The sequence below is a fragment of the Massilia aurea genome, from assembly GCF_040790145.1.
Classification (GTDB): Bacteria; Pseudomonadota; Gammaproteobacteria; order Burkholderiales; family Burkholderiaceae_D; genus Telluria; species Telluria aurea_C.
Window position 1 is genome coordinate 40013 of the sequence record NZ_JBFMMP010000002.1, and the last position, 23558, is coordinate 63570.

Genomic DNA, 23558 nt, shown 5'->3' on the forward strand with positions numbered 1-23558 from the left:
CTGGCCTGGCGGACCACGCCAGCGGCGCTTTACCCAAGGCGCCGCTGGCAGCACCGTCGTTCATGAGGGAGTCCCTATGTATGTTGTCCGTCCGGTCGATCGCGCGGATATCGGCGCGCTCGAAGCGATGGCCGCTATCTCGATGCCGGGGGTGCACACGCTCCCGCGCACGCGCGAAGGCATCAACGCCGCCGTCGAGCGCTCGCTCGCCTCGTTCGCCGCGCAAGTCGATATCCCCAGCGAAGAATCGTATCTGTTCGTGCTCGAAGACCTGCGCTCGCGCGAGGTGCTTGGCACCGCCGCCATCCACGCGTCGGCAGGTTCGAATGGCACCTATTTCGCGTTTCGCAACGACGTGATCCAGCAGGTCTCGCGCGACCTGAACATCAGCCACAACGTGCATGCGCTCACGCTGTGCTCCGAGCTGACCGCCTACTCGCACTTGTCGGGCTTTTTTGTCCGCAACCGCGACAGCGCCGGCATCGAAGCCGCGCTCTTGTCACGCGCGCGCCTGCTGTACGCGATGCTGGCGCCGCACCGCTTCGGCGACCGCTTCTTCGTGCCGCTGGCCGGGCGCGTCGATGCCGACGGCCAGTCGCCATTCTGGAATGCGCTGGGCCGCAAGTTCTTCAAGATGGACTTTCTCGAAGCCGAGCGCCTGATCGAAGGCGCGCGCAACCGCACCCTGATCGTCGAACTGATGCCGCACTATCCCGTCTACGTGCCGCTGCTGCCGGGCGACGCCCAGGCGGCACTGGGCCAGATCCATCCGGGCGGCCAGATGGCATTCGACCTGCTGGCCGAAGAAGGTTTTGAGGCCGACGAGTACATCGACATCTTCGATGGTGGCCCGATCCTGCAAGCGCACAAGAACGCGCTGCGCTCGTTCGGCGCCTCGCAGCGCCTGCGCGTGGCCGCCGGCGGCCAGGAGTTGGCTGGCAACGGCGCGCCGGTGGAATACGCCGTCGCCAGCGTCGACAATGGCTTTCGCGCCGTCACGCTGCGCTGCGCACCGCTCGATCATGCGTCGACGATCGCGCTGCCGCGCGACGTCCAGCAAGCCCTTGGCGTATCTGCCGGCGACGAGGTCGTGTGCCTGCGCATCGAAGGAGAATCGTCATGCTCGTGATCCGCGCCGCCAAAACGTCCGACCTGGACGCTCTGATCGACATGGCGCGCCAGGCCGGCAGCGGCATGACCACCCTGAAGCCCGATCCCGAGATGCTCGGCCAGCGCCTGGCCACGTCCGAAGCGTCGTTCGCCGAGATCATCCGCCCGGAGCAGCGCGACTACATGTTCGTGCTCGAGCAGCCGCAGGACGGCAGCATCGCCGGCGTGTGCGCGATCAAGGGCGCGGTGGGCCTGACCGAACCGTTCTACAACTACCGCATCGGCACGCTGGTGCACTGCAGCCGCGAGCTGAACGTCTTCACGCGCATGGAGACGCTGTACCTGTCGAACGATCTCACCGGCTCGACCGAACTGTGCTCGCTGTTCCTGCTGCCCGAATACCGCGTAGGCTTCAACGGCAAGTGGCTCTCGAAAAGCCGCTTCCTGTTCATCGCCCAGTTCCAGCAGATGTTCACTGAAAAGATCATCGCCGAGATGCGCGGCTACCAGGACGAGGCAGGCGATTCGCCGTTCTATGAGGGCCTCGGGCGCCACTTCTTCAAGATGGATTTCAACCACGTCGACGGCCTGACCGCGATCGGCAAGAAATCCTTCATCGCCGAACTGATGCCGCGCCAGCCGCTGTACGTCGACTACCTGCCGCAATCGGCGATCGACGTCATCGGCAAGGTACACACCTCGACCCAGCCGGCGCGCCGCCTGCTCGAGCAAGAAGGCATGTACTACGAAGGCTATGTCGACATCTTCGACGCCGGCCCCGTGCTGCAGGGCCGGGTGTCGGAACTGCGCGCCGTGCGCGACAGCGTGCTGGCGGTGGCGGCCGAAGGTTTGCCGGCACTTGACACCGGCGAGAGCGCCGTCGATTCGCCACCGGATTCGGCGGGCGACACCGAGCATATGCTGGTGTCGAACACCCGTCTGGACGACTTCCGGATGATCCTCACGCGGGCCGTGCCGGGCGCGAGCAGCGTGGTCCTGAGCCCCGACGAGCTGGCGCTGCTGCGCATCGACGCGGGCGACAACGTGCGTACCCTGACACTCAATACCAGGAAGAACACCCATGGCTAACGTTTCCAACTATATTGCCGGCGAATGGCTCGCCGGCAGCGGCCCCGAACTCGCGACGATCGACCCGTCCACCGGCCGCCAGACCTGGACCAGCAATGCGTCGACCGCTGACGACGTCGCGCGCGCCGCGCAAGCCGCGCATGCCAGCTTCGAAGCGTGGGCCTTGACGTCGCTGGCCGAACGCGTCGCGATTGCCACGCGCTTTCGCGATCTGCTGAAAGAGAACGCCGAGTCGCTCGCCGCGACGATCGCCGAAGAAGTGGGCAAACCCCTGTGGGAAGCGCGCACCGAGGTGGCCACGATGGCCAACAAGATCGACATCTCGGTCCAGGCGCACGACGCGCGCACGGGCGAGAGCGCAGCCAAAATCGCCGACGGCACCGCCGTGCTGCGCCACCGTCCGCACGGCGTGTTCGCGGTCTATGGCCCATATAATTTTCCGGGCCACCTGCCGAACGGTCACATCGTGCCGGCGCTGATCGCCGGGAACACGCTGGTGTTCAAGCCAAGTGAGTACGCACCGCGCACGGCGCTCAAAACCGTCCAGCTGTGGGAACAGGCCGGCCTGCCGAAGGGCGTACTCAATCTGGTCAACGGCGGCCGCGACACCGGCATCGCGCTGGGCCAGGAAGCGCTGATCGATGGCGTGCTGTTTACCGGCAGCAGCCAGACCGGCGCCGCGCTGCACAAGCAGTTCGGCGGCCAGCCGGGCAAGATGCTGGCGCTGGAAATGGGCGGGAACAATCCGCTCGTGGTGTGGGGAATCAGTAAACACCCCGAGGACATCGACGCGGCCGTGCACCACACCGTGATGTCGGCCTTTATCTCGGCCGGCCAGCGCTGCACGTGCGCGCGCCGCCTCGTGATCGAAGATAGCCCGGCAGGCCAGGCCTTCCTGGCGCGCCTGATCGAGGTGGCCGCACAACTGCAGGTCGGCCCGTCGAACGCCGAGCCGCAGCCGTTCATGGGCCCAGTGGTCTCCAGCGCCGTCGCCGCCCGCCTCGTACAGGCGCAGGCCGACATGGTCGCCAAAGGCGGCAAGGTGCTGCTGCAAATGCGCCAGCTTGATCCGAACACCGGCTTCGTCACGGCCGGCATTGTCGACACCACCGATGCCCAGGGCATCCCGGACGAAGAATGGTTCGGTCCCTTGCTGCAGGTGATTCGCGTGGCGAGCTTTGACGACGCGCTGCGCGTGGCCAACGCCACCGAATTCGGCCTGGCGTCAAGCCTGCTGTCGCCATCAGAAGAACTGTGGCAGCGCTTCGCCGTGCGCGCCCGTGCCGGCATCGTCAACTGGAACCGCCCGACCACGGGCGCAGCCAGCTCGGCGCCGTTCGGCGGCGTGGGCAAGTCGGGCAACCATCGCCCGAGCGCGTATTACGCCGCCGACTATTGCGCCTATCCCGTCGCCTCGATCGAGAACGCCGCGCTGGAAATGCCGGCCAAGCTCTCGCCGGGCTTGACCTTCCCGGCCGCAGGAGCGTAATCATGCGTGACGCACGCGAGTTCAATTTCGATGGCCTGGTCGGGCCGTCGCACAATTACGCCGGCCTCTCGTTCGGCAACGTGGCCTCGTTCAGCAATGTGCGCAGCAGTTCTAATCCGCGCCAAGCCGCCTTGCAGGGCCTGGCCAAGATGCGCGAACTGGCTGCACGCGGTTTCGCGCAGGCGGTGATGCCGCCGCAGGGCCGGCCGAACTTCCGCTTGCTGCGCAGCCTGGGCTTTTCGGGCACCGACGCCGATGTGCTGGCGCGCGCCTGGCGCGAAGCGCCGGTGATCCTGGCCTGCGCCTGGTCAGCCGCGCCGATGTGGACCGCCAACGCGGCCACTGTCAGCCCGTCGGCCGATTCGCTCGACGGGCGCGTGCACTTCACGGCCGCAAACCTGAACAACAAGCTGCATCGCTCCGAAGAACACGTGCAGGCCACGCGCACGCTGCGCGCGATCTTCGGCGACAGCGAACATTTCATGGTGCACGACCCGCTGCCATCGGTGCCGGCGTTCGCCGACGAAGGCGCGGCGAACCATACGCGCTTTGCCGCCAGCCATGGCGCCGCTGGCGTCGAATTGTTTGTGTATGGCCGCGTCGAGTTCGACCCGTCGGCTCCGGCGCCAAAAAAATACCCGGCGCGCCAGACGCTGGAAGCCTCGCAGGCCGTCGCGCGCCTGCATGGGCTGGATCCGGCGCGCACCGTGTATGCGTCGCAGAATCCCGACGTGATCGACCAGGGGGTGTTCCACAACGATGTGATCGCGGTCGGCAACGGCAATGTGCTGTTCTATCACGAGCAGGCCTTCGCCGATGAAGCAGGCACGCTCGACGCGCTGCGGCGCGCGCTGGCCGTCGCCGGCACCGAGCTGCATCCGGTGCGGGTGGCGAGCAGCCAGGTTGCTGTCGGCGATGCCGTGACGAGTTACCTGTTCAACAGCCAGCTGCTGTCCAAGCAGGACGGCCGCATGGCGCTGGTGGTGCCGCACGAATGCCGCGAGAACGCCGCGGTCGCCGATTATCTGGCAGGCTTGCTGGCAGGGCGTGGCCCGATCGATGAGCTGATCGAATTCGACCTGCGCCAGAGCATGCGCAACGGCGGCGGGCCTGCGTGCCTGCGCCTGCGCGTGGCATTGACCGATGCCGAAGCAGTCGCGATGCACCAGGGCGTGATCATGACCGAGGCCCTGTATGCGCAACTGGTCGCGTGGGTCGAACGCCACTACCGCGACCGCATCGAGACGCAGGATCTGATGGACCCGCAGCTGGCGCTCGAATGCGCCGCCGCGCTGGAAGAACTCACACGCATCCTCGGCTTGCCGGGGCTGTACGACTTGTAACGATGTAGTATTCGGACCGGTAATCCCTGTCCATATAAGGCAGGCGGCGCCATGCCACGAGCTGCGGCGCCCCAGGCACACAACTTTGGAGAAGCAAGATGAAAGATATGCCCAACGATTTGCGCAGCCAGACGCTTGCGCTGGTGAATGAGAACGGGTCGGCCAGCAGCGCGCAGGTCAATGCCCTGATCGCCGCCTGGCTCGAGTCGCTCGACGACGAAGACCTGGCCGGCACCGCGCCACAGAGCCTGGCGCCGGTGCTGATGGACGGGTTCTCGCAGCTGGCCCAGCGCACTGGCCCTGGCGCGCAGATCGCCACGATGGGTTACTCGGACGGCCGCGGCGGCAAGGCCACCGCACTCTTGATTCTGAACGATGACCGCCCGTACCTGGTGGACTCCTTCGTCATGGCATTGCGCAAGGAGCGCATCGTTGCCGCAGGCGTCATGAACGCCGTGCTGCCGGTGCGCCGCGATGCGTCGGGCGCCCTGGTCGCCATCGGCGAAGCGGGCAGCCCGCTCGAATCCATCGTGCTGTGCCTGCTGAACGACGAACTGCAGTTCGAAGAACTCGACAAGCTGACCGCGCGCATCCGCATGGTCGCCAGCGACGCTGCCACCGTGCAGCGCGACGCGGTGGCCATGGGCGACCGCATGACCGCCGTGGCCGCAGCCGCTGCCGCCGCCGGCACGCCGGACGGCCAGGAAGCCGCCGCCTTTCTCGAGTGGGCCAAGAACGAAGGGTTCGAACCGTTCGGCTACGCCTACTACGTCGTCAAGGCGGGCGAGCGCGAACTCGAACGCGACCTGGCCAGCCGCATCGGCGTGCTGAAAGACACCACCCATCCTGTGTATGGCGATTGCCTGGCCAGCATCCCGGGCGACCTCGAGACGCTGTCACGCCGCGCCGATACGCTGTCGATCGTCAAGGCCGACGTGGGCGGCACGCTGCACCGCGACCAGCCGCTGGATTTCATCGGCGTGCGCGATACCGACACGCAGGGCCGCATTCTGGGCGAGCATTGCTTCATCGGCCTGTTCACCCGCGCCGCGACCTCGACCCCGCTGGCGCGCCTGCCGTTCGCACGTGGCCGCGTGGCCAAGGTGCTCGGCATCGCCGGCGTGCGGCAAGAGGGGTTCCGCGCCGAAAAATTCATCGAGATCCTCGAATCGCTGCCGCGCAACGAGGCGCTGGAAGCCGAGCCGGAATGGCTGGCCGAAGTCTGCAGCGCCGTGGTGTCGCTGTACAAGCAGCCGCGCGCCAAGGTGTTCGCGCGCCGCGACGTGTACCGCCGCCACCTGAACGTGCTGGTGTACCTGCCGCGTGAGCGCTTCAGCGCCGCCGTGGCCGCAAGTCTGGCCGGCGCCCTGAAAGAAAGCTCGGGCGCGCGCGACGTCGATGTCCAGACGCTGGTGGCCGATGGCCCGCTGGCGCGCGTGTACCTGATCGCGCATGCGGCCCGCTATCCGCTCGACCTGGAAACCGATCTTCAGGCGCCGCTGCTGGGCGTGCTCGATGGCTGGCATGACCGCTTCGCGCAACTGACCAATACCGTCGATGAAAGCCGCCTGCGCAGCCTGATGCGCAAGGTCGTGCCGACGCTGCCGGTGGGTTTTGTCGCCGCCACCGCGCCCGAAACGGCGTTCCGCGACGTGCACGCGCTCTTGACGCGCTGCCGTCCCGACCGCGTCACCGCGCGCATCGAGCAGGATGACGCCGCCGGCACCTCGATCCGCCTGTACTCGAGCGAGACCGTGCCGTCGCTGTCGCGCATCCTGCCGGCGCTGCAGAACGCCGGCATCGCGGTCGACCGCGAGCAGACCTTCCGTCACACGGGCCTCGATGGCGTGCGCCGTTACGTGACCGCGCTGTCGGTCGACGCCGAAAGTGCTGCCAAGCTGACCAAGCCGGGCATCGGCAAGGTGGCCGAAGAACTCTTCAGCGCCCTGTTCAACGACGAAGCCGAAGACGGCCGCATGAACGGCCTGACCATCGAAGGCGGCCTGTCGCTGCGCGAAGTGCAGCTGGTGCGCGCGTACATCAGCTACTGGCGCCAGCTCGGCTCGAAGTTCTCCGTACGCTACATGGCCGAGACGCTGCGCGCGCAGCCTGGCCTGGTGAAGGAATTCGTCAACGGCTTCATGCAGCGCTTCGATCCGGCGCTGACCGAAGAGCAACGCAACGAAGGCAGCAGCGCGCTGTACCTGCTCAAGACCAGCCTGCCGGGCGTGAACCACGCCGACACCGAAGAAATCATGGCGGCTCTGGTCGACCTGGCGCTGGCCACCGTGCGCACCAATTACTTCCAGAACGACGGCGAGAAGATCATTTTCAAGATCGACACGAGCGACCTGGCGCTGGCGCCCGAGCCGCGGCCGTTCCGCGAAATCTACGTGTTCTCGCGCCGCTTCGAAGGCGTGCACCTGCGCGGTGGCCCGGTCGCCCGCGGCGGCCTGCGCTGGTCGGACCGTATGGAAGACTACCGCACCGAGGTGCTGGGCCTGGTGAAGGCGCAGATGGTCAAGAACGCGGTCATCGTGCCGGCCGGCTCGAAAGGCGGCTTTGTCTGCAAGCAGATGCCGAAGGATGCGGCGCGCGACGTCGTTGCGGCCGAGGGCGAGGCAGTGTATCGCCTGTTCATCGCCAGCCTGCTGGAAGTGACGGACAACCGCGTGCGCGGCGAGATCGTGCCGCCGGAAGCGACCGTGCGTCATGACCAGGACGATCCATACCTGGTGGTGGCGGCCGACAAGGGCACCGCGACGTTCTCGGACATCGCCAACAGCATCGCCGTGCAGCGCGGCTTCTGGCTGGGCGACGCGTTCGCATCGGGCGGCTCGAACGGCTACGACCACAAGAAGATGGGCATCACCGCCAAGGGCGCGTTCGAAGCGGTCAAGCGCCACTTCTATGAACTGGGCCACGACCTGGCCAACAACCCGATCACCATGACCGGCGTGGGCGACATGTCGGGCGACGTGTTCGGCAATGGCGTGCTGCTGTCGCGCCAGCTGAAACTGGTGGCCGCGTTCGATCACCGTCATATCTTCCTGGACCCGACCCCGGATGTCGAAGTGTCGTTCAAGGAGCGCGAGCGCATGTTCGCGCTGCCACGCTCGTCGTGGGAAGACTATGACAAGAGCCTGATCTCGGCCGGCGGCGGCGTGTACCCGCGCAATGCCCGCTCGATCGAGCTCTCGCCACAGATCCGCGAAGTGCTGCAGATCGAAGAAGCAGCGCTGTCGCCGCAGGAACTGATGCACCGCATCGTCAAGGCGCCGGTCGACCTGTTCTACAACGGCGGCATCGGCACCTATATCAAGGCCTCGACCGAGACGCACGCGCAAGTGAAGGACCGCGCCAATGACCAGATCCGCGTCGACGGCAATGAGCTGCGCTGCAAGGTGGTGGCCGAAGGCGGCAACCTGGGCGCGACCCAGGCCGGCCGCATCGAATTCGCCCTGGCGGGCGGCCGCATCTTCACCGACGCGATCGACAACTCGGCCGGCGTGGATTGCTCGGACCATGAAGTCAACGTCAAGGTCTGGCTCGACACCGAAGTCAATGCCGGTGAATTGTCGGAAGCTGACCGCAACCGCACGCTGAACGAAATGACGGGCGAGATCGAACGCCTGGTCCTGCGCGACAACACGCTGCAGACCCATTTGCTGACGCGCGAAGTGCAGGCGCAGGCAACGGGCGCGGTGGTCGACGGCTACATCGCCCTGATCGCCAACCTGGAAGCCGACGGCGCCGTGTCGCGCGAGCTCGAACAGCTGCCGACGGACGTCGAGCTGCAGCGCCGCAAGTCGCTGGGCCTGGGCTTGAGCGCGCCGGAACTGGCGGTGGTCATCGCCAACGTCAAGAACCGCTTCAAGCGCACGCTGGCCGCGCTGCCGCTGGTCGAGGAAGTCTGGGCCGACACGCTGCTGCGGCCGTACTTCCCGGCGCAGCTGGTTGCCACGCGCGATCCGCTCGACCATCCGCTGGCCAACGCCATCCTGGCCACCGTGCTGGCCAACGAAGCCGTGAATCGCTGCGGTCCGCTGATGCTGCGCGACCTGGCGCTGGAACACCGCATCGACGACACCGAAATCGTCAAGGCGTGGGCCAAGGCCTGGGCCGCGCTGCACCTGGCGCCGGTGTTCGACGCGCTCGACGCCGACGCCCTGGTGGTGCCGCGCGACGTGTCGGTCTCGGTCGACAACCGCACCCGCGCGCTGCAACGGGCGACCATTGAAGGCGTGCTGTCGCTGCCACTAGGCTCGCAAGGCCTGGACGAGCTCTCGACGCTGTTTGCCCAAGCCGACGAGAGCGCAGCTGCCAAGTTCCGCTCCGAGGCCGATGGCCACACCGGCCTGCCGACCGGGTTTGCGAAAGCCTGGAAGGCCGTCGAGATCATCGAGTCGCAAGCCTCGTTCCTGTTCGCGGCGGTGTCGGTGTCGCGCCCAAGCGGCATGACGCTGCTGCAGTTCCTGCAGGTGGGCACGCTGCTGCGCCAGCAGGTCGGCATCGACACGCTGGAACTGGGCCTGAAGCTGCCGGCGCAGAGCAAGTCGCAGGAACAGCTGCGCAACTACGCGCTGCAGTCGCTGCGCCGCGCGCAACAGCGCCTGCTGCTGCAGGTGATCGAGCATGCGGGCCAGAACGGTAACGACATGCAAGGGGCGGTGGACGAAGTCACTGCTGCACGCGGCCTGACGGGCTTTGCCCCGCCGGTCGAACTGGAGCAGGCGATGCTGGACGTGTGGGCGCTGTCGGAAGGCCTCACGCCGGAACGCCTGGCCGCGTGATATGAGCACCGTGCCTGGTTCGAACCTGCCGGAAGCGGTGCGCGCGCTGGCGGAAGCCGATTTCGGTGCGGTCGCGCAGCGTTTTCGTGATGCCGGTTTTGTTGTCGCCTTGCCTGCGCCGGGGATCCTGACGGTGCGTTCGGCAACCCCCGACGCAGACCGGCCCAGCGTGCTGGTGTCGGTCGGTGTGCATGGCGACGAGACGGGGCCGATCGAGATGGTGGCGTATCTGGTCGATGCGCTGTCGCGCTCCGCGCACGCGCTGGCGGTGGATCTGATGCTGTGTGTCGGTCATATCGACGCTATCCGTGCCGGCAAGCGTTTCATCGACGCGGACCTGAACCGGATGTTCCGCGCCGAGCGTGGTTCGCTGGCCGGCACGTTCGAGGCGGGGCGCGCCGATGTGCTGATCGAAGCCACACGGGCGTTCTTCGAGGGCAGCGGGCCGGCGCGCTGGCACGTGGACCTGCACACGGCGATCCGTCCGTCGCACTATCCGATGTTCGCGATCGTGCCGGAGCTGATTGCGGATGCTGCGCGCGAAGGCTTGATGACGTGGCTGGGCGAGGCGGGGATCGAAGCGATCATCATGAATCCCGAGTCGGCCGGCACCTATAGCTACTTCACGTCCGAGCATCTCGGCGCGGCCGGCAGCACGGTCGAACTGGGCCGGGTGGGCACGCTGGGGCAGAACGATCTGTCGCAGTTTGCCGATGCCTCTGGCGCGCTGGATCGCCTGCTGCGCGGCCAGCCGGCGCAGGCAGCCAAAGTGGGGCCGCGTGTGTTCGCGACGGCGCAGTCGATCATGAAGCTGTCCGACGCATTCAGCATGCGCGTGGGGCGCGAGACCTGGAACTTCACGCCGATGCACAAGGGCGACGTGATCGCGCAGGATGGCGATACCGTCTACACGGTGCAGCATGATGAAGAACTGGTGGTGTTCCCGAACCCGGATGTGCGGGTGGGTTTGCGCGCCGGGATCATGGTGGTGCGGATTTCATAGTTACACCTCGCACGTCGTTCCCGGCCTCGTCGGCCACCTTGGCGGGAACCCAAGTTATTTGGCGCAGCCACTACGCTCGATGCAGCCACAGTGCTGACAAGCTTGGGTTCCCGCCTCCGCGGGAACGACGTTTCCAGGCAGCGTGCAGCAAGGACTTCTCCACCGCGCTAGACTGGTGCTCTTGATTTGCAGGAGCCATCATGACCATGCTGTTTTCCCCTTACGCGCTCGGCCCCCTCGAGCTGTCCAACCGCATCACCATCGCGCCGATGTGCCAGTATTCCGCCGTTGACGGCCTGGCCACCGACTGGCACATGATCCACCTCGGTCACCTGGCACTGTCCGGCGCCGCACTGCTGACGCTCGAAGCCACCGCCGTCGTGCCCGAAGGGCGCATTTCGCCGAATGACCTGGGCCTGTGGTCCGACGCCCACGCCGAGGCGCTCGCGCCCATCGTCGCTGCGATTCGTCGCCACTCGCCGATCAAGGTCGCGATCCAGTTGGGTCACGCCGGTCGCAAGGCCTCGACGAATGTGCCTTGGGAGGGCGGCGCGCAGATCGCACCGGATGCGCCGAATGGCTGGCAGGCCGAAGGCCCGTCCGCAGTTCCGCATACCGAAGGCGACGCCGCGCCGCTGGCGCTCGATACCGCCGGCCTGCTACGCGTGCAGGATGCGTTCGTCGCCGCCGCGCGTCGCGCGCAGGCGCTTGGCCTGGACGCGATCGAGCTGCACGCCGCCCACGGCTACCTGCTGCACCAGTTCCTCTCGCCTCTGGCCAACCACCGCACCGACAACTACGGCGGGTCGCTCGAGAACCGCATGCGCTATCCACTTGAAGTGTTTGCCGCCGTGCGCGCGGCGGTGCCGTCCATGACGGTGGGCGTGCGCATCTCGGCCACCGACTGGGTCGACGGCGGCTGGGACATCGAGCAGAGCGTGCGCTTCGCCGACGAACTCAAGACCCTTGGCTGCGATTTCATCCACGTCTCGAGCGGCGGCGTGTCGACGGCCCAGAAGATCCCCGTGGAGCCGGGCTACCAGATCGGCTTTGCCGAACGGATCAAGCGCGAGACTGGCCTGCCGACGATCGGCGTGGGCCTGATCACCGAAGCGCGCCACGCCGAAGCGATCCTGCAGCAGGGCCAGGCCGACGTCATCGCCCTGGCGCGCGCGATGCTGTACGACCCGCGCTGGCCGTGGCATGCGGCGGCCGAACTGGGGGCGCACGTCAGCGCGCCGCCGCAGTACTGGCGCTCGCAGCCGCGTGAATTCAAGACGCTGTTCGACACCACGCGGCCCGGCGAGGGCTGATACCGTTCGCGTCGCGGGCGAAGCAGTTCAGGCCGCGCTTCCTGCAATCCGTCGCATGCAGCGTGCTGCAGGGCAGGGCGATTGTTAGAGTGCCATCACTCGAACAACCACCTGTCAGGACTGCCATGCGTACCCTCTTCGGCCTTGCCGCTCTCGCCGCCCTTGCCGGCTGCGCCATCATCGTCGCGCCGCAGGATGGCAGCGACATGCGTGTCCATACGTCGTGGAGCAGCGGTACGAAGGAGGGTGACGGTGTCGCGCTGCGCGATGCCCGCGCCACCACGGCGCTGCCGGCGCTGGACGTGAGCGGCGCGCTGCCGGTCGAGGTGCGCGTGGGGCCGGTCGCGTCGCTGGTGGTGGAAGCCGACAGCAACCTGGTGCCCTTGATCCGCACCGAGACGCGCGGCGACACGCTGCGCATCTGGTCCGAGCAGGGCTTGCGCAGCAAGACGCCGCTGCGCATCGTCTACACGACGCCGCGCCTGAGCGAAGTGCGCGCATCGGGGGCGACGCGTGTCGACGTCAGTGGCCTGAATGGCGCGCCGCTCGACGTCCGCAAGAGCGGTTCGGCGAGCGTGATGCTGGCCGGTACGGTCGACAATCTGAATGCCCGTGCCAGTGGGTCTGGCTTGCTGGACGCCGCCCAACTGCGCAGCAACAGCATCGACATCACGCTGTCGGGGTCGAGCCGGATGCGTCTCGGGCCGGTCACGGGCGATGTCGCGCGCGCCGAGTTGAGTGGATCGAGCTCGCTCGATGCCAGCGGCGCGGTGCGCTCGCTCAGTACCCGAGTGAGCGGTTCGGCCAGCGCCGATCTGGCGGGGCTGACAACGCAGGACGCCGATCTGAGCGCGAGCGGCGCCGGCAGCATCCGGGCCACGGTCAGGCAGTCGCTGTTTGCCCGCACCTCGGGCGCGGGCGGCATCCGCGTGTATGGCCAGCCGGCCAAGCGCAGCATCACGGGCGAGCGTGTGCACCTGCTTGACTAGAGCAGTGCCTGGCCTCTAAACAAAATATCTGCAGCGACGGCAGAGTCCCATATAATCGCAGCTTCGTTTTGAGACTGTGTTTCGGGACTGCTTACCGGCGGCGTCGAAGCGCGATTGCAACCGCGTACCGAAGGACTCGCCGTGAATCAGACCCTGGGCCAAAAGCTGCTACGTACCAAACCGGCGGGACGCCATCACGACGAGGACACGCCTGTCGGTGTTGCCGGCGCCTTGCCTGGCCTGCAACGATCGCTCGGGCTGTTCCCGCTGACGATGATCGGCGTGGGCGCCACGATCGGCACCGGCATCTTCTTCACGATGGTCGAAGCGGTGCCCAAAGCCGGACCGGCAGTCGTTCTCTCATTCTTGCTTGCGGCGATCACCGCCGGCCTGACCGCGCTGTGCTACGCCGAACTGGCCGGGCGCGTGCCGGCATCAGGATCCTCGTACTCGTTCGCGTACGCGACGCTCGGCGAATTCGCGGCGTTCGTCGTCGCGGCCTGCCTGCTGCTCGAATACGGGCTGGCGGCCAGCGCGACATCGATCGGCTGGTCCGATTACCTGAACAACTTCCTGCTCAATGCCTTCCACTGGCAGATACCGGCCGAACTGCGCTCGCCGATGTTCGTGTCGGACCACCATAACGTGTCGTTCAATCCGGGGAACATCAACCTGCCGCCGATCATCCTCGTGATCATGTGCGGCATCATGCTGGTGCGCGGCACGAAGGAATCGGCCACGACCAACGCCATCATGGTGATGATCAAGCTGGCGATCCTGGTGTTCTTCGCCGCGATCGCGTTCACGGGCTTTGACGCCAACAATTTCCAGCCGTTCTTCAATCTCGACGAGAGCAAGGGCTACGCGGGCATGGCCGGCGTGACCGCCGCCGCCGGTACCGTATTTTTCTCGTTCATCGGCCTGGACACCATCGCCACTGCCGGCGAAGAGGTCAAGGACCCGCGCCGCAACGTGCCGATCGGGATCCTGTCGGCGCTCGTGATCGTGACCGTGTTCTACATGCTGGTGGCGGTGGCCGCGATGGGCGCACAGCCCGCGCACCTGTTCGAAGGCCAGGAAGCCGGCCTGTCGGTGATCCTGCAGAACGTAACGGGCCAGGCCTGGCCGGCGCTGGTGCTGTCGGCTGGCGCCGTGGTGTCGGTGTTCTCGGTGACGCTGGTGACGATCTACGGCCAGACGCGCATCCTGTACGCGATCAGCCGCGATGGCCTGATCCCGAAGGTATTCCAGAAAGTCAGCCCGCGCACCCAGGCGCCGGTGGGCAATACGATCATCGTGTGCAGCGTCGTGGGCCTGGTGGCCGGCACGGTCGACTCGACCTTCTTGTGGGACATGGTGAGCATGGGGACGCTGACGGCGTTCATGGTGGTCTCGATCGCTGTGCCGGTGATCCGTCACAAGCAGGGCGCTGATGCGCCGGCGGGCTTCCGCGTGCCGTTTGGTCCGTATGTGGTGCCGGGGCTGTCGGTGCTGGCCTGCCTGTACATCATGAAGGATTTATCAAGCACCACGTTCCGCGTGTTCTTCATCTGGATGGGCGTGGCGGTCGTGACCTATTTCCTGTACAGCATGCGCAACAGCCGCCTGAACAGACAACAGGCGTAACAGGCGGTTGCGGATGATGGAAAAGTTTGAACGACGGCGCGACCGTTTCGCGCTGTTTGACAGCATGGACAGCCCGGCGCTGAACCTGTGCTTCACGCTCGAGTTGCCGGACTTTCGGCCGTGGTGCCGCGCACAGGGCCTGGCACCATTTCACGTGCTGCTGTGCGCCACGCTGCGCGCGGTGCTGAAGATCGAAAACTTCTGCTACCGCATCCTGGACGGCGAAGTGATCCGGATCGAGCGCCTGACGCCATCGTTCACGGTCACGAACGCCAACGACGACCTCAATTTCGCGACGTTCGCGTGGTCCGATGACCTGCACGATTTCGTCGCCCGCAGCCGCGCCGCCGGCGCCGAGGCCGCCAGCATGGCAGGATTGAATGCCACCTACGCGACCTTGTCGCCGCGCGCCGCGAAAGAACAAGTCTTCGTCACCTGCATCCCCTGGCTCGACTTCACATCGATCCAGCACCCGACCGCGCACCTGGCGCAGCCCGACATCCCATCACTGGCCTGGGGGCGCTTCCGCGACGCCCCGAACGGCAAGCTGACGCTGCCATTCTCGGTGCAAGCCCACCACGGCTTCGTCGACGGCCTGCATATCCACCGCCTATCCCAACAAATCGCCGCCGAACTCACCACCATCCTCCAATTAGGGTCAGAGTAGAATTATTGGCCAATTGCCCGGCAGATAACTAGGGTCGGAGTCGAATTAACGGCTCATCCGCAAAAGTTGTCAAAGAATTCGACTCTGACCCTAATTGATTTTGGGGTTATTTTCTGCTTGAGTTTGGTAGAAATTTCGAAGCGTTTAGATACTCTTGCCATTAATTTCTGGCGGCTAATAAAATAGCCGATTTCGACCAAAAATTAATTAGGGTCAGAGTCGATTTATTGGCCAATTTCCCATGGGATAACTAGGGTCGGAGTCGAGTTAATGCCTCATCCGGGAAAGTTGTCAAAGAATTCGACTCTGACCCTAATTGATGAGCAATTGTTTTGGGAACTAATTGGGTCGGCGTTGCGTTATTATTTTCGATTATTGATTACAAGGTTGACTGATGGCTTCTTCTTCCCCGCGCACCGGCAATGTTAGCCATGTTCTCTTTATCGTGATCGTTGCCCTGGCTGGGTTGCTGCTTCCGGCTGTGTTCGGCCAGACGGTCACGGTGTCGCCGCTGGTGCTATTTGCCGTGGCGGTGGTGCCGAATTTCATTGCGTATCTGATTCCGGCGCAAGGCGGTGACGATAATGGGATGTTTTCGCGCGTGTTCTTTTTTCGCCTGGGGCATCGTGTGCTTGTGCGCTGATGTTTTATGCCATTGATCGGATTGCTTACGCTGTTGGCGCGTAACCTCCTGCGCAACCTTCGCCAACTAAAAAGGCCGCGCCCCTTTCGGTAGCGCGGCCTTTATCAACAGCAGAAAACGCGGAATTTACAGCGCGTTCATTTCTTTCAGCAGATTATCCGCCTTGTCCACATACTGCATATTCCACAGCATGTAACGGGTGTCGACCTGGATCGAACGGGTCATCGCCTTGTTGAAGTCCCAATCCGAAATGATCGAGTCGAGCGTGCCGTCGAAGGCCAGGCCGATCAGCTCGCCCTTGGCGTTCAGCGCGGCCGAACCCGAATTGCCGCCGGTGATGTCCAGCGTTGCCAGGAAGTTCACCGGCAGCGTTTTCAGCTTCGGATCGGCATACTTGCCGAAGTCCTTCTTCTGGATCGCGGCCAGCTGGTTGTCTGGCGCGTCGAACTCGCCTTCGCCCGTGTGCTTGGCAGTGACGCCCGCCACGGTGGTGAAGGCGGTCCAGCCGGTGGTGCCGTCGGCGCCTTGCGGGCGGCCGGCGATCTTGCCGAAGGTGACGCGCAGCGTGCTGTTGGCGTCAGGGTAGACGGCCTGGCCGCGGCTGTTCATGTAGGCGATCTTGGCCTTCATGTAGTTGCCGTAGGCTTGCTGGATCTTGCCAGCCGATTCTTCCTGCTTGGCTTCATCGGCCATGTCGGCGTCGTACATCGCCACGGCTGCCTTGATGAAGCTGTCGTTCGATGCCTTGAACTCGGCTGGGGTCTTTTTCAGCCACGCGGTGCGCGCTGTCTTGTCGGCCATCTTCGAGCCGGCATAGATGCGGTCGAGTGCGGCCTTCAGTTCGGCGTCGCTCATGCCGGCGCGGATGCCCAGTGCGGCGTCGAATGCCGCGTCGTGTTCGGCGGCCGGCTGCGCGTTGTACTTGGTCAGGAAGTTCAGCACCAGCGCCTTGTCGACTTTTTCGTCGTAGGTGCGGTCCTGGCCTTCGACGACCGATGTCAGGCGCGGCAGGTCGCGATCCTGGTAGCCGGTCTTGCGCTCGGTGTCCGGCTTGGTGCGCTCGTTGGCCAGGCGGTACAACGTGCGCGCCGACGACAGGAACTTCGGCTGAGCATAGGTCTGGAAGAAACTCTTCCTGGTGCCGGCATCGCGCTCGGCGATCAGCTTTTCGGCCGTGTCGATGTCGGCCGCGTACTGCGCCTTGCGCGCCGCATCGCCATTGACCCAGACCTTGAGCGCATTGTGCTCGGCCGTTTTACGCTGCAGGAAGTCGCTGCCCTGGTACGAGACCAGCATGCCCTTGCGGTTCTTGTAGTAGTTGTTCACGCCCGCGATCTGGCCGGCGTATTTCAGCTTGGCGGCCGGGTCGGTCTTGGTTTCGCGGTCGATGATCGCCAGCGTTTCGCTCGAGGCCTGGATGAAGGCCGGATAGTTCCAGTCGAACGTGAACGCCACTTCGGACGGCAGGCGGTGCCGGTTGGTGCGGCCCGGGTAGCCCAGTACCATCACGAAGTCGCCTTCTTTGGCGTTGTCCTTGGCGACCTTGATGATGTGCTTTGGTTGGTACGGCACGTTGTCCTTCGAGAACTCGGCCGACTTGCCATCCTTGCTCACGTAGGCGCGGTAGAAGCCGTAGTCGCCGGTGTGGCGTGGCCACATCCAGTTGTCGGTGTCGCCGCCGAACTTGCCGACGCCCGACGCCGGCGCATGCACCAGGCGCACGTCGCGGATTTCGAGCTGCTTCAGGCGATAGAATTCCAGGCCGCCGTAGTAGCTGGCCACGGTGCAGCGATAGCCGGCGTCTTGTTCGCAGGCTGCCACCAGGGTCTTCTGGTTCTTTTCGATGGCGTCGATGCGGGCCTTGCCGGTCAGCTTGGCCACTTCTGGCGTGATGATCTGATTGCTGACATTGGCCACTTCGTCGGTGACATAGATGCGGCTGCCGGGCGAGGCCGGCAGTTCATCGGCCATGGTCTTGGCCAGGAAACCGTTGGCCAGCAGGTCGCGCTCGGGCGTCGAGTTGACGGCGATGCTGTTGTACACGCAGTGGTGGTTGGTCACGACCAGACCTTGCGGCGAGACGAACGAAGCCGAGCAGCCGCCCAGGCTGACGATCGCACCCATCGGGAATTCGGTCAGCTTGGTCAGGTTTGCCGGGTCCAGCTTGAGGCCGGCGGCTTTCAGTTGCTTGGCTACTTGTGGCAGCTGTTGCGGCATCCACATGCCTTCGTCCGCGTGTGCGGCGAAGCTGGTGAGGATGGCGAGCGAGAGAAGGGTCTTTTTCATGCGCTTTGGTCTGGTTGGGAAGGGGATGAGATGAACTCATGGACTCCTGAAGAGTGTCCATGAGTATCGTTAATCCCCTATCGGATCGTCAACCAGTATTTCAGCCATGGCAATGAAAAAGCCCACGTGTGCATATACCTGTGCCTACAGCTGCGCCTCGAACAGCGACACGAACCAGGTCGTCCCACGTTCCCACCACGGCCGCTTGGCGAGTTGGCGCGCCGTCACCGGCTTGGCCAGGGCCCAATCGGCCTCGTAGACCTGCGTCATTTGCGCGGCGAAGCCAGGGTCCAGCACATTCAGGTTCGCTTCGTCGTTGATGGAAAACGAGCGGTTGTCGAAGTTGGTCGAACCCACCGATACCAATAGCTTGTCGACGATCAGCGTCTTGACGTGGTACATCGTCGGCTGGTACTCAGAGATCTGCACGCCCGCCGCCAGCAGTTCGGGCCAGCGGTCGCGCGAGGCGGCCCGGACCAGGTCGGAATCGATGATCTCGCCCGGCGTGATCAGGCGCACCCGCACGCCGCGCCTGGCGGCCGCGATCAGCGTGCGCACCGTCAGTTCATCCGGCACGAAATACGACGCGGACAGGTCGATCGTCTCGCGCGCGGCCGTGATCGCCATCAGGTACATCAAATGCATGCTTTCGCTGCCGCCGGTTGGCGAGCTGGAGAACATCTGCGCCGGCATCGTCCCCTTCGGCACGAGCGCCGGGAAGTATGCCGGGCCGTCGAGCACCACGCCCGTGGCCTTGGTCCAGTTGTCGTTGAACACGGCCTGCATCTGGCCGACCGCCGGGCCTTCGACGCGGAAATGGCTGTCGCGCCAGTGGTCTTCGTCCTGCGCATTGCCGCGCCATTGATCGGCGATGCCCACGCCACCCGTAAAGCCGACCGTGCCGTCGACAACGAGCAGCTTGCGGTGGGTGCGGTTGTTCATGCGCGCCAGTTTCCACCACACGGGCTTGTGATAACGCTGCACCTGCACGCCGGCCGCTTTCATCTTCTCGACCTGGGCATTGTCCATCTTCATGCTACCCATGAAGTCGAGCATCACGTGCACCTTGACGCCGGCGCGTGCGCGCTCGGACAGCGCTTCGGAAAACTCGGTGCCGATCGATTCCGACCAGTAGATATAGGTTTCCAGCGTGATCGTCTTTTTTGCCCCGCGAATGGCGTCCAGCATCGCGGGGAAGATCTGGTCGCCATTGAGCAGCGCCTCGACCTTGTTGCCTTCGATGATCGGTGGCCCGAGCAGCACGCCGAGCGAGCGGCGGAACTGCGGATCGGCGGTATCGTATTGCCGCGTCAGCTGGCGTTCGATCTGTTTTTCGCCCGGCATGAAATTCAATGCGAGCACCCCGATTACAAGGGTGGCGGCCACTGTCAGCAACAGTGTCCAGAACATTTTTGAGCTCATCAGTAAAACCGCAGAGGAAAAAAAACCAACGCAGCCGGCGTTGGTTTTTTAGAAGTGGCGAACCACCGTATTAGCGAACGCGACCGCGACGCAGCAGATTCACGATAGCCAGCAGGATGACTGCGCCCAGGAACGAAACCAGGAGCGAAGCGACACTGAAGTCATCGGAGTTGATGGTGCCGGTGCCGAACAATGGCGAGAGCAACCAGCCGCCCAGGAAGGCGCCGATGATACCGACCACGACGTTCAGGATGATGCCTTGTTCTGCATCGGTTTTCATGACCATGCTGGCCAGCCAACCCAGAATACCGCCGACGACGATCCAGATAATAAATAACATGGTGCTTCCTCCTCAAGTGAAAAGACATAACCCCCAGGCCCAACAAATGCCGTGACCATGTGAAAAAGTCTAGAGAAGGGTCGACCACGGGTCGGTGCGGCAGCGTACCTTCGATGCCGATTTTGCATCGTCATCGCCATGCGGCCGGACCCGATCCCAGCAGGCGTTCCAAGCGTGCGTCATCGAACAGAGCCATGCCGCTGCCGGGCCTATGGTGGAGGTCCTTGCCAGCCACCGCTCACCAGCGTTCGGCTGCCGAAACCAACCAACAAAGGATTCATCATGAGCAGCTTCGACACCACCCGCACCACGGATAATCAGCGCATGGTCACCGGCCTGTTCCCTGACCGCGCCAGCGCCGAACGCGCCTATGGCACCGTGTCCGAGCGCGGCTACAACCGCGACGACGTCAACCTGATGATGTCCGACGCCACCCGTCAAACCCACTTCGCCGATAAAGATACGGAACTGGGCAGCAAGGCTGCCGAAGGCGCGGGCATCGGCGCCGGTATCGGCGGCACCATCGGCGCCGTGCTGGCCGGTATCGCGGCCGTTGGTACCACCCTGGTACTGCCAGGCCTGGGCCTGGTGGTTGCCGGCCCGCTGGCAGCGGCCCTTGCCGGCGCTGGCGCGGGTGGTATTACCGGTGGCCTGATCGGCGCGCTGATCGGCGCCGGCATTCCTGAAGAACGCGCACAACACTACGAAGACGGCATCAAGGGCGGCGGCATCCTGCTCGGCGTGAATGCCCGTTCGGATGAAGACGCAGCGCATATCCACAAATCGTGGACTGACCAGGGCGGCTCGCATGTGATCGGCGCCGGCCTGGGCGTGGCAGGCGGCGCGGCGCTGGGCGCCACCGTCGGCACCGTTGCCGGTCCGATCGGCATGGCTGCGGGCGCCGTCGTCGGCGGCATCGCTGGCGGCATCGCCGGCCAGGGCGCAGCCGAAGTGGTCAATCCAAAAGCGAATGACGATCTGGCCGAGCACCATCTGGCCAAGGGCGTCGGCGCAGGTTCGGGCGCGGCGATGGGCGCGGCAGTGGGCGCCGTTGGCGGTCCGATCGGCATGGCGGCCGGCGCCGTGGTCGGCGGCCTGGCAGGCGGCGCAGCCGGTCGTGGCGCGGGCGAAGTGGTCAATCCAAAAGCAACCGACGAACTGCACGACCATAACCTGGCCCAAGGCGTCGGCGCTGGCGGCGGTGCAACGGTCGGCGCAGTGATCGGCGCAGCAGCCGGCCCACTGGGCGTTGCGGCCGGCGCGGCGATCGGCGGCATGGTCGGCAGCGCGGCAGGCAAGGGCGTTGGCCACGTGGTCAATCCACACGCCGAGAACGAATACTGGCGCACCCAGTACCAGACCCAGCCGTACTACTCGCCAGGCTACACCTACGACGACTACGAGCCAGCCTACGCACTGGGTTACAACAGCTACGACAAGTATGACGGCGGCTACGATGCCAACGAAGGCCAGCTCTCGACCGAATGGGATCGCTCAAAAGGCAATTCGCGCCTGAGCTGGGACCAGGCCAAGTCGGCCACCCGCGCCGGCTGGCACCGTGTCGAGCGCGCGATTCCGGGCGACTTCGACCGTGACGGCCGCTGATCGCAACTAATCGATAGAGCGCGCAATAAAAAATCCCCGCCGGTGCGAACCGGCGGGGATTTTTCATGGTCGAACCAGATTACTTCTTGACGGCTTCAACCTGGATCGCCAGCTTCACTTCCGGCGAGAAGTTTGGCAGGCCGAAGCTGATGCCGAAGTCATCGCGCTTGAAGGTGCCAACCACATCGGCGCCGCACGCTTCTTTCTTCAGCATCGGGTGCATGACGCACTTGAACTTGTTGATCTGCAGGGTCAGCGGCTTGGTCACGCCGTGCAGGGTCAGTTCGCCGTCGACCGAGGTCGGCACGTCGCCGGTGAACTTGATCGCTTTCGACTTGAAGGTGGCGGTCGGGTACTTGGCAGCATCGAAGATGTCAGGCTTTTTCGCGTGCTCGTTCATCTTTTCGTGGCCGAAATCGATGCTGTTGATATCGACGGTAATGTCCAGCGAGCCGGTCTTGGCTTCGCGGTCCAGCGTGACGCTGCCGCTCGACTTGTTGAACTTGCCGCGCCATACCGACAGGCCCATGTGGTCGGCTTCGAAGCTCGGGTACGTGTGGTTCGGCTCGATGTCATAGGTGACTGGCGCAGCGAAGGCCGAGGTGGCGGCAAAGGCGGCGGCTGCCGCGATCAGGTGCTTGATGTTCATGTGGCGCGATTCCTGTAAAAAGGGTGGTGAAACGGATTATTTTGCTGCAACGGCAGGTGAGGCGGTAACGCGAAACTTGATGACGACTTCATCGGCGACCATGCTGGTGTCTTTCCACTCGCCTTCGCCGATATTGAACGCCAAACGCTTGATTGGCAACTGGCCTTCGAACACGGTTTTCGCGCCGGCAGCCTTGACCGTCAGCGGGAAGGTCACGTTGGCGCTCTTGCCCTTGAGGGTCAGCTGGCCCGTCACGGTCAGCTTGCCGGCGCCGGCCGGTGCGATGCTCGTCGAGACGAAACTGGCTTTCGGGAACTGCGCCGAGTTAAACCATTCTTTCTTGGCCACTTCCTTGTTGTACATGGCGTCGCCAATATCGAAGCTGGCGGTCGTGATCTCGACGCTGGCCCTGGCCGCCGCCGGCTTGGCCGCGTCATAGTCGATCTGCGCGGCGAAGGTGCGAAACGGCGCTTCCACCGGCACGTTCATCTGCTTGAACACGGCCGAGACGCCACTGGCCGCAAGCTCGGTCTTGAGTGGCGCGGCTTGCACGGCGACGCTGCCGGCAACCAGGCCGGCCAGCATCAGTGCCTTGATCAATTTCATGGTTTTTCCTTCGGGGTAGGGACGGGGAGCATGCGCTGCATGATGCCGTCGCGGTCGATGAGCAGGTGCTTGAATGCGGCCAGCACGTGCAGCGCGACCAGGGCGGCCAGCAGCATATTGAGCCAGTAATGCAGCTCGCGCAGTGTGTCGCGCAGTAGCGGATCGGGGCCGATCAGCACCGGCAACGGGATTTTGCTGAAATACACGACCGGGTAGCCCGCCGCCAGGCTGAAGAAATAACCGGACAGCGGCACCGCGAACATCAGCACGTACAGCGTCAGGTGCAGGCCGTGGGCGGCGCCATGCTGCCAGCGCGGCATTCCGGCCGGATATGCTGGCGGCTTGTTGAACAGGCGCCACAGCAGGCGCAGTGCGGCCAGCGCGAGCACGGTCACGCCGGCCCACTTGTGCCAGCTCGTGTAGCGCAGCTTGGCCATGCTGATGCCCTGGATATCGGTCATCACCAGGCCCAGCGTGAAGGTGCCGATGATCGCAATGGCGATCAGCCAGTGCAGCATGATCGCGGGGATGGAATAGCGGCGCATATTTCCTGTAGATAACTAGTACGGGTTAGAACTAAGTCAC

18 protein-coding genes are annotated in these 23558 nt (G+C 64.7%); 12 read left to right on the forward strand and 6 right to left on the reverse strand.

Features of this window, described 5'->3' with window-relative positions:
- Window positions 1-76 precede the first annotated feature (76 nt).
- From AB2N08_RS04730 to AB2N08_RS04780, 11 genes are all read left to right on the forward strand, one after another.
- Window positions 77-1129 (forward strand): arginine N-succinyltransferase, encoded by a 1053-nt coding sequence (locus AB2N08_RS04730; RefSeq protein ID WP_367609482.1) that lies wholly within the window; start codon window positions 77-79, stop codon window positions 1127-1129.
- The gene (astA, locus tag AB2N08_RS04735; RefSeq protein WP_367609483.1) at window positions 1120-2199 is read left to right on the forward strand and encodes an arginine N-succinyltransferase; all 1080 of its coding nucleotides are present in this window, start codon (window positions 1120-1122) and stop codon (window positions 2197-2199) included. The genes AB2N08_RS04730 and astA overlap by 10 nt, the downstream gene beginning before the upstream one ends.
- On the forward strand, window positions 2192-3688 hold the full coding sequence (gene astD / locus AB2N08_RS04740) for a succinylglutamate-semialdehyde dehydrogenase (protein ID WP_367609484.1): 1497 nt from the start codon (window positions 2192-2194) through the stop codon (window positions 3686-3688). The genes astA and astD overlap by 8 nt, the downstream gene beginning before the upstream one ends.
- Window positions 3689-3690: 2 nt before the next feature.
- The gene (astB, locus tag AB2N08_RS04745; RefSeq protein ID WP_367609485.1) at window positions 3691-5031 is read left to right on the forward strand and encodes an N-succinylarginine dihydrolase; all 1341 of its coding nucleotides are present in this window, start codon (window positions 3691-3693) and stop codon (window positions 5029-5031) included.
- 98 nt (window positions 5032-5129) lie between these two features.
- Window positions 5130-9824 carry an NAD-glutamate dehydrogenase domain-containing protein gene (locus AB2N08_RS04750; RefSeq protein ID WP_367609486.1) on the forward strand — a complete coding sequence of 1565 codons (4695 nt, stop codon included), beginning with the start codon at window positions 5130-5132 and terminating at the stop codon, window positions 9822-9824.
- 1 nt (window position 9825) lies between these two features.
- A complete protein-coding gene (locus tag AB2N08_RS04755; RefSeq protein ID WP_367609487.1) occupies window positions 9826-10827 on the forward strand; it encodes a succinylglutamate desuccinylase in 1002 nt (333 codons plus the stop codon).
- Between the two features lie 200 nt (window positions 10828-11027).
- A complete protein-coding gene (locus tag AB2N08_RS04760; RefSeq protein ID WP_367609488.1) occupies window positions 11028-12140 on the forward strand; it encodes an NADH:flavin oxidoreductase/NADH oxidase in 1113 nt (370 codons plus the stop codon).
- A 125-nt stretch (window positions 12141-12265) separates the two neighbouring features.
- On the forward strand, window positions 12266-13129 hold the full coding sequence (locus tag AB2N08_RS04765) for a head GIN domain-containing protein (protein ID WP_367609489.1): 864 nt from the start codon (window positions 12266-12268) through the stop codon (window positions 13127-13129).
- Between the two features lie 141 nt (window positions 13130-13270).
- Entirely contained in the window at window positions 13271-14755 is a 1485-nt protein-coding gene (locus AB2N08_RS04770; protein WP_367609490.1) for an APC family permease, read from the forward strand.
- A 13-nt stretch (window positions 14756-14768) separates the two neighbouring features.
- Window positions 14769-15422, forward strand: coding sequence for a CatA-like O-acetyltransferase (locus AB2N08_RS04775; protein WP_367609491.1), 654 nt, complete (start codon window positions 14769-14771; stop codon window positions 15420-15422).
- Between the two features lie 394 nt (window positions 15423-15816).
- A complete protein-coding gene (locus tag AB2N08_RS04780) occupies window positions 15817-16065 on the forward strand; it encodes a hypothetical protein (RefSeq protein WP_367609492.1) in 249 nt (82 codons plus the stop codon).
- 126 nt (window positions 16066-16191) lie between these two features.
- Here AB2N08_RS04780 and AB2N08_RS04785 read toward each other — a convergent pair whose 3' ends face one another.
- From AB2N08_RS04785 to AB2N08_RS04795, 3 genes are all read right to left on the reverse strand, one after another.
- Window positions 16192-18351 (reverse strand): S46 family peptidase, encoded by a 2160-nt coding sequence (locus tag AB2N08_RS04785; RefSeq protein WP_367609493.1) that lies wholly within the window; start codon window positions 18349-18351, stop codon window positions 16192-16194.
- Between the two features lie 144 nt (window positions 18352-18495).
- Window positions 18496-19761 (reverse strand): phospholipase D-like domain-containing protein, encoded by a 1266-nt coding sequence (locus AB2N08_RS04790; RefSeq protein ID WP_367609494.1) that lies wholly within the window; start codon window positions 19759-19761, stop codon window positions 18496-18498.
- A gap of 82 nt (window positions 19762-19843) precedes the next feature.
- Window positions 19844-20113, reverse strand: a complete 270-nt coding sequence (locus tag AB2N08_RS04795; protein WP_123067791.1) for a GlsB/YeaQ/YmgE family stress response membrane protein — start codon at window positions 20111-20113, stop codon at window positions 19844-19846.
- A gap of 282 nt (window positions 20114-20395) precedes the next feature.
- Here AB2N08_RS04795 and AB2N08_RS04800 point away from each other — a divergent pair, with 282 nt between their 5' ends.
- Window positions 20396-21718 (forward strand): hypothetical protein, encoded by a 1323-nt coding sequence (locus AB2N08_RS04800; protein WP_367609495.1) that lies wholly within the window; start codon window positions 20396-20398, stop codon window positions 21716-21718.
- Window positions 21719-21797: 79 nt separating this feature from the next.
- Here the strand turns inward: AB2N08_RS04800 and AB2N08_RS04805 are convergent, their stop codons facing one another.
- The 3 genes from AB2N08_RS04805 to AB2N08_RS04815 are packed head-to-tail and all read right to left on the reverse strand — an operon-like array spanning window position 21798 to window position 23518.
- A complete protein-coding gene (locus tag AB2N08_RS04805) occupies window positions 21798-22367 on the reverse strand; it encodes a YceI family protein (RefSeq protein WP_367609496.1) in 570 nt (189 codons plus the stop codon).
- Window positions 22368-22403: 36 nt separating this feature from the next.
- Entirely contained in the window at window positions 22404-22973 is a 570-nt protein-coding gene (locus tag AB2N08_RS04810) for a YceI family protein (RefSeq protein ID WP_367609497.1), read from the reverse strand.
- A complete protein-coding gene (locus tag AB2N08_RS04815; RefSeq protein ID WP_367609498.1) occupies window positions 22970-23518 on the reverse strand; it encodes a cytochrome b in 549 nt (182 codons plus the stop codon). Before AB2N08_RS04815 ends, AB2N08_RS04810 begins: the two co-directional genes overlap by 4 nt.
- Window positions 23519-23558: the final 40 nt, after the last annotated feature.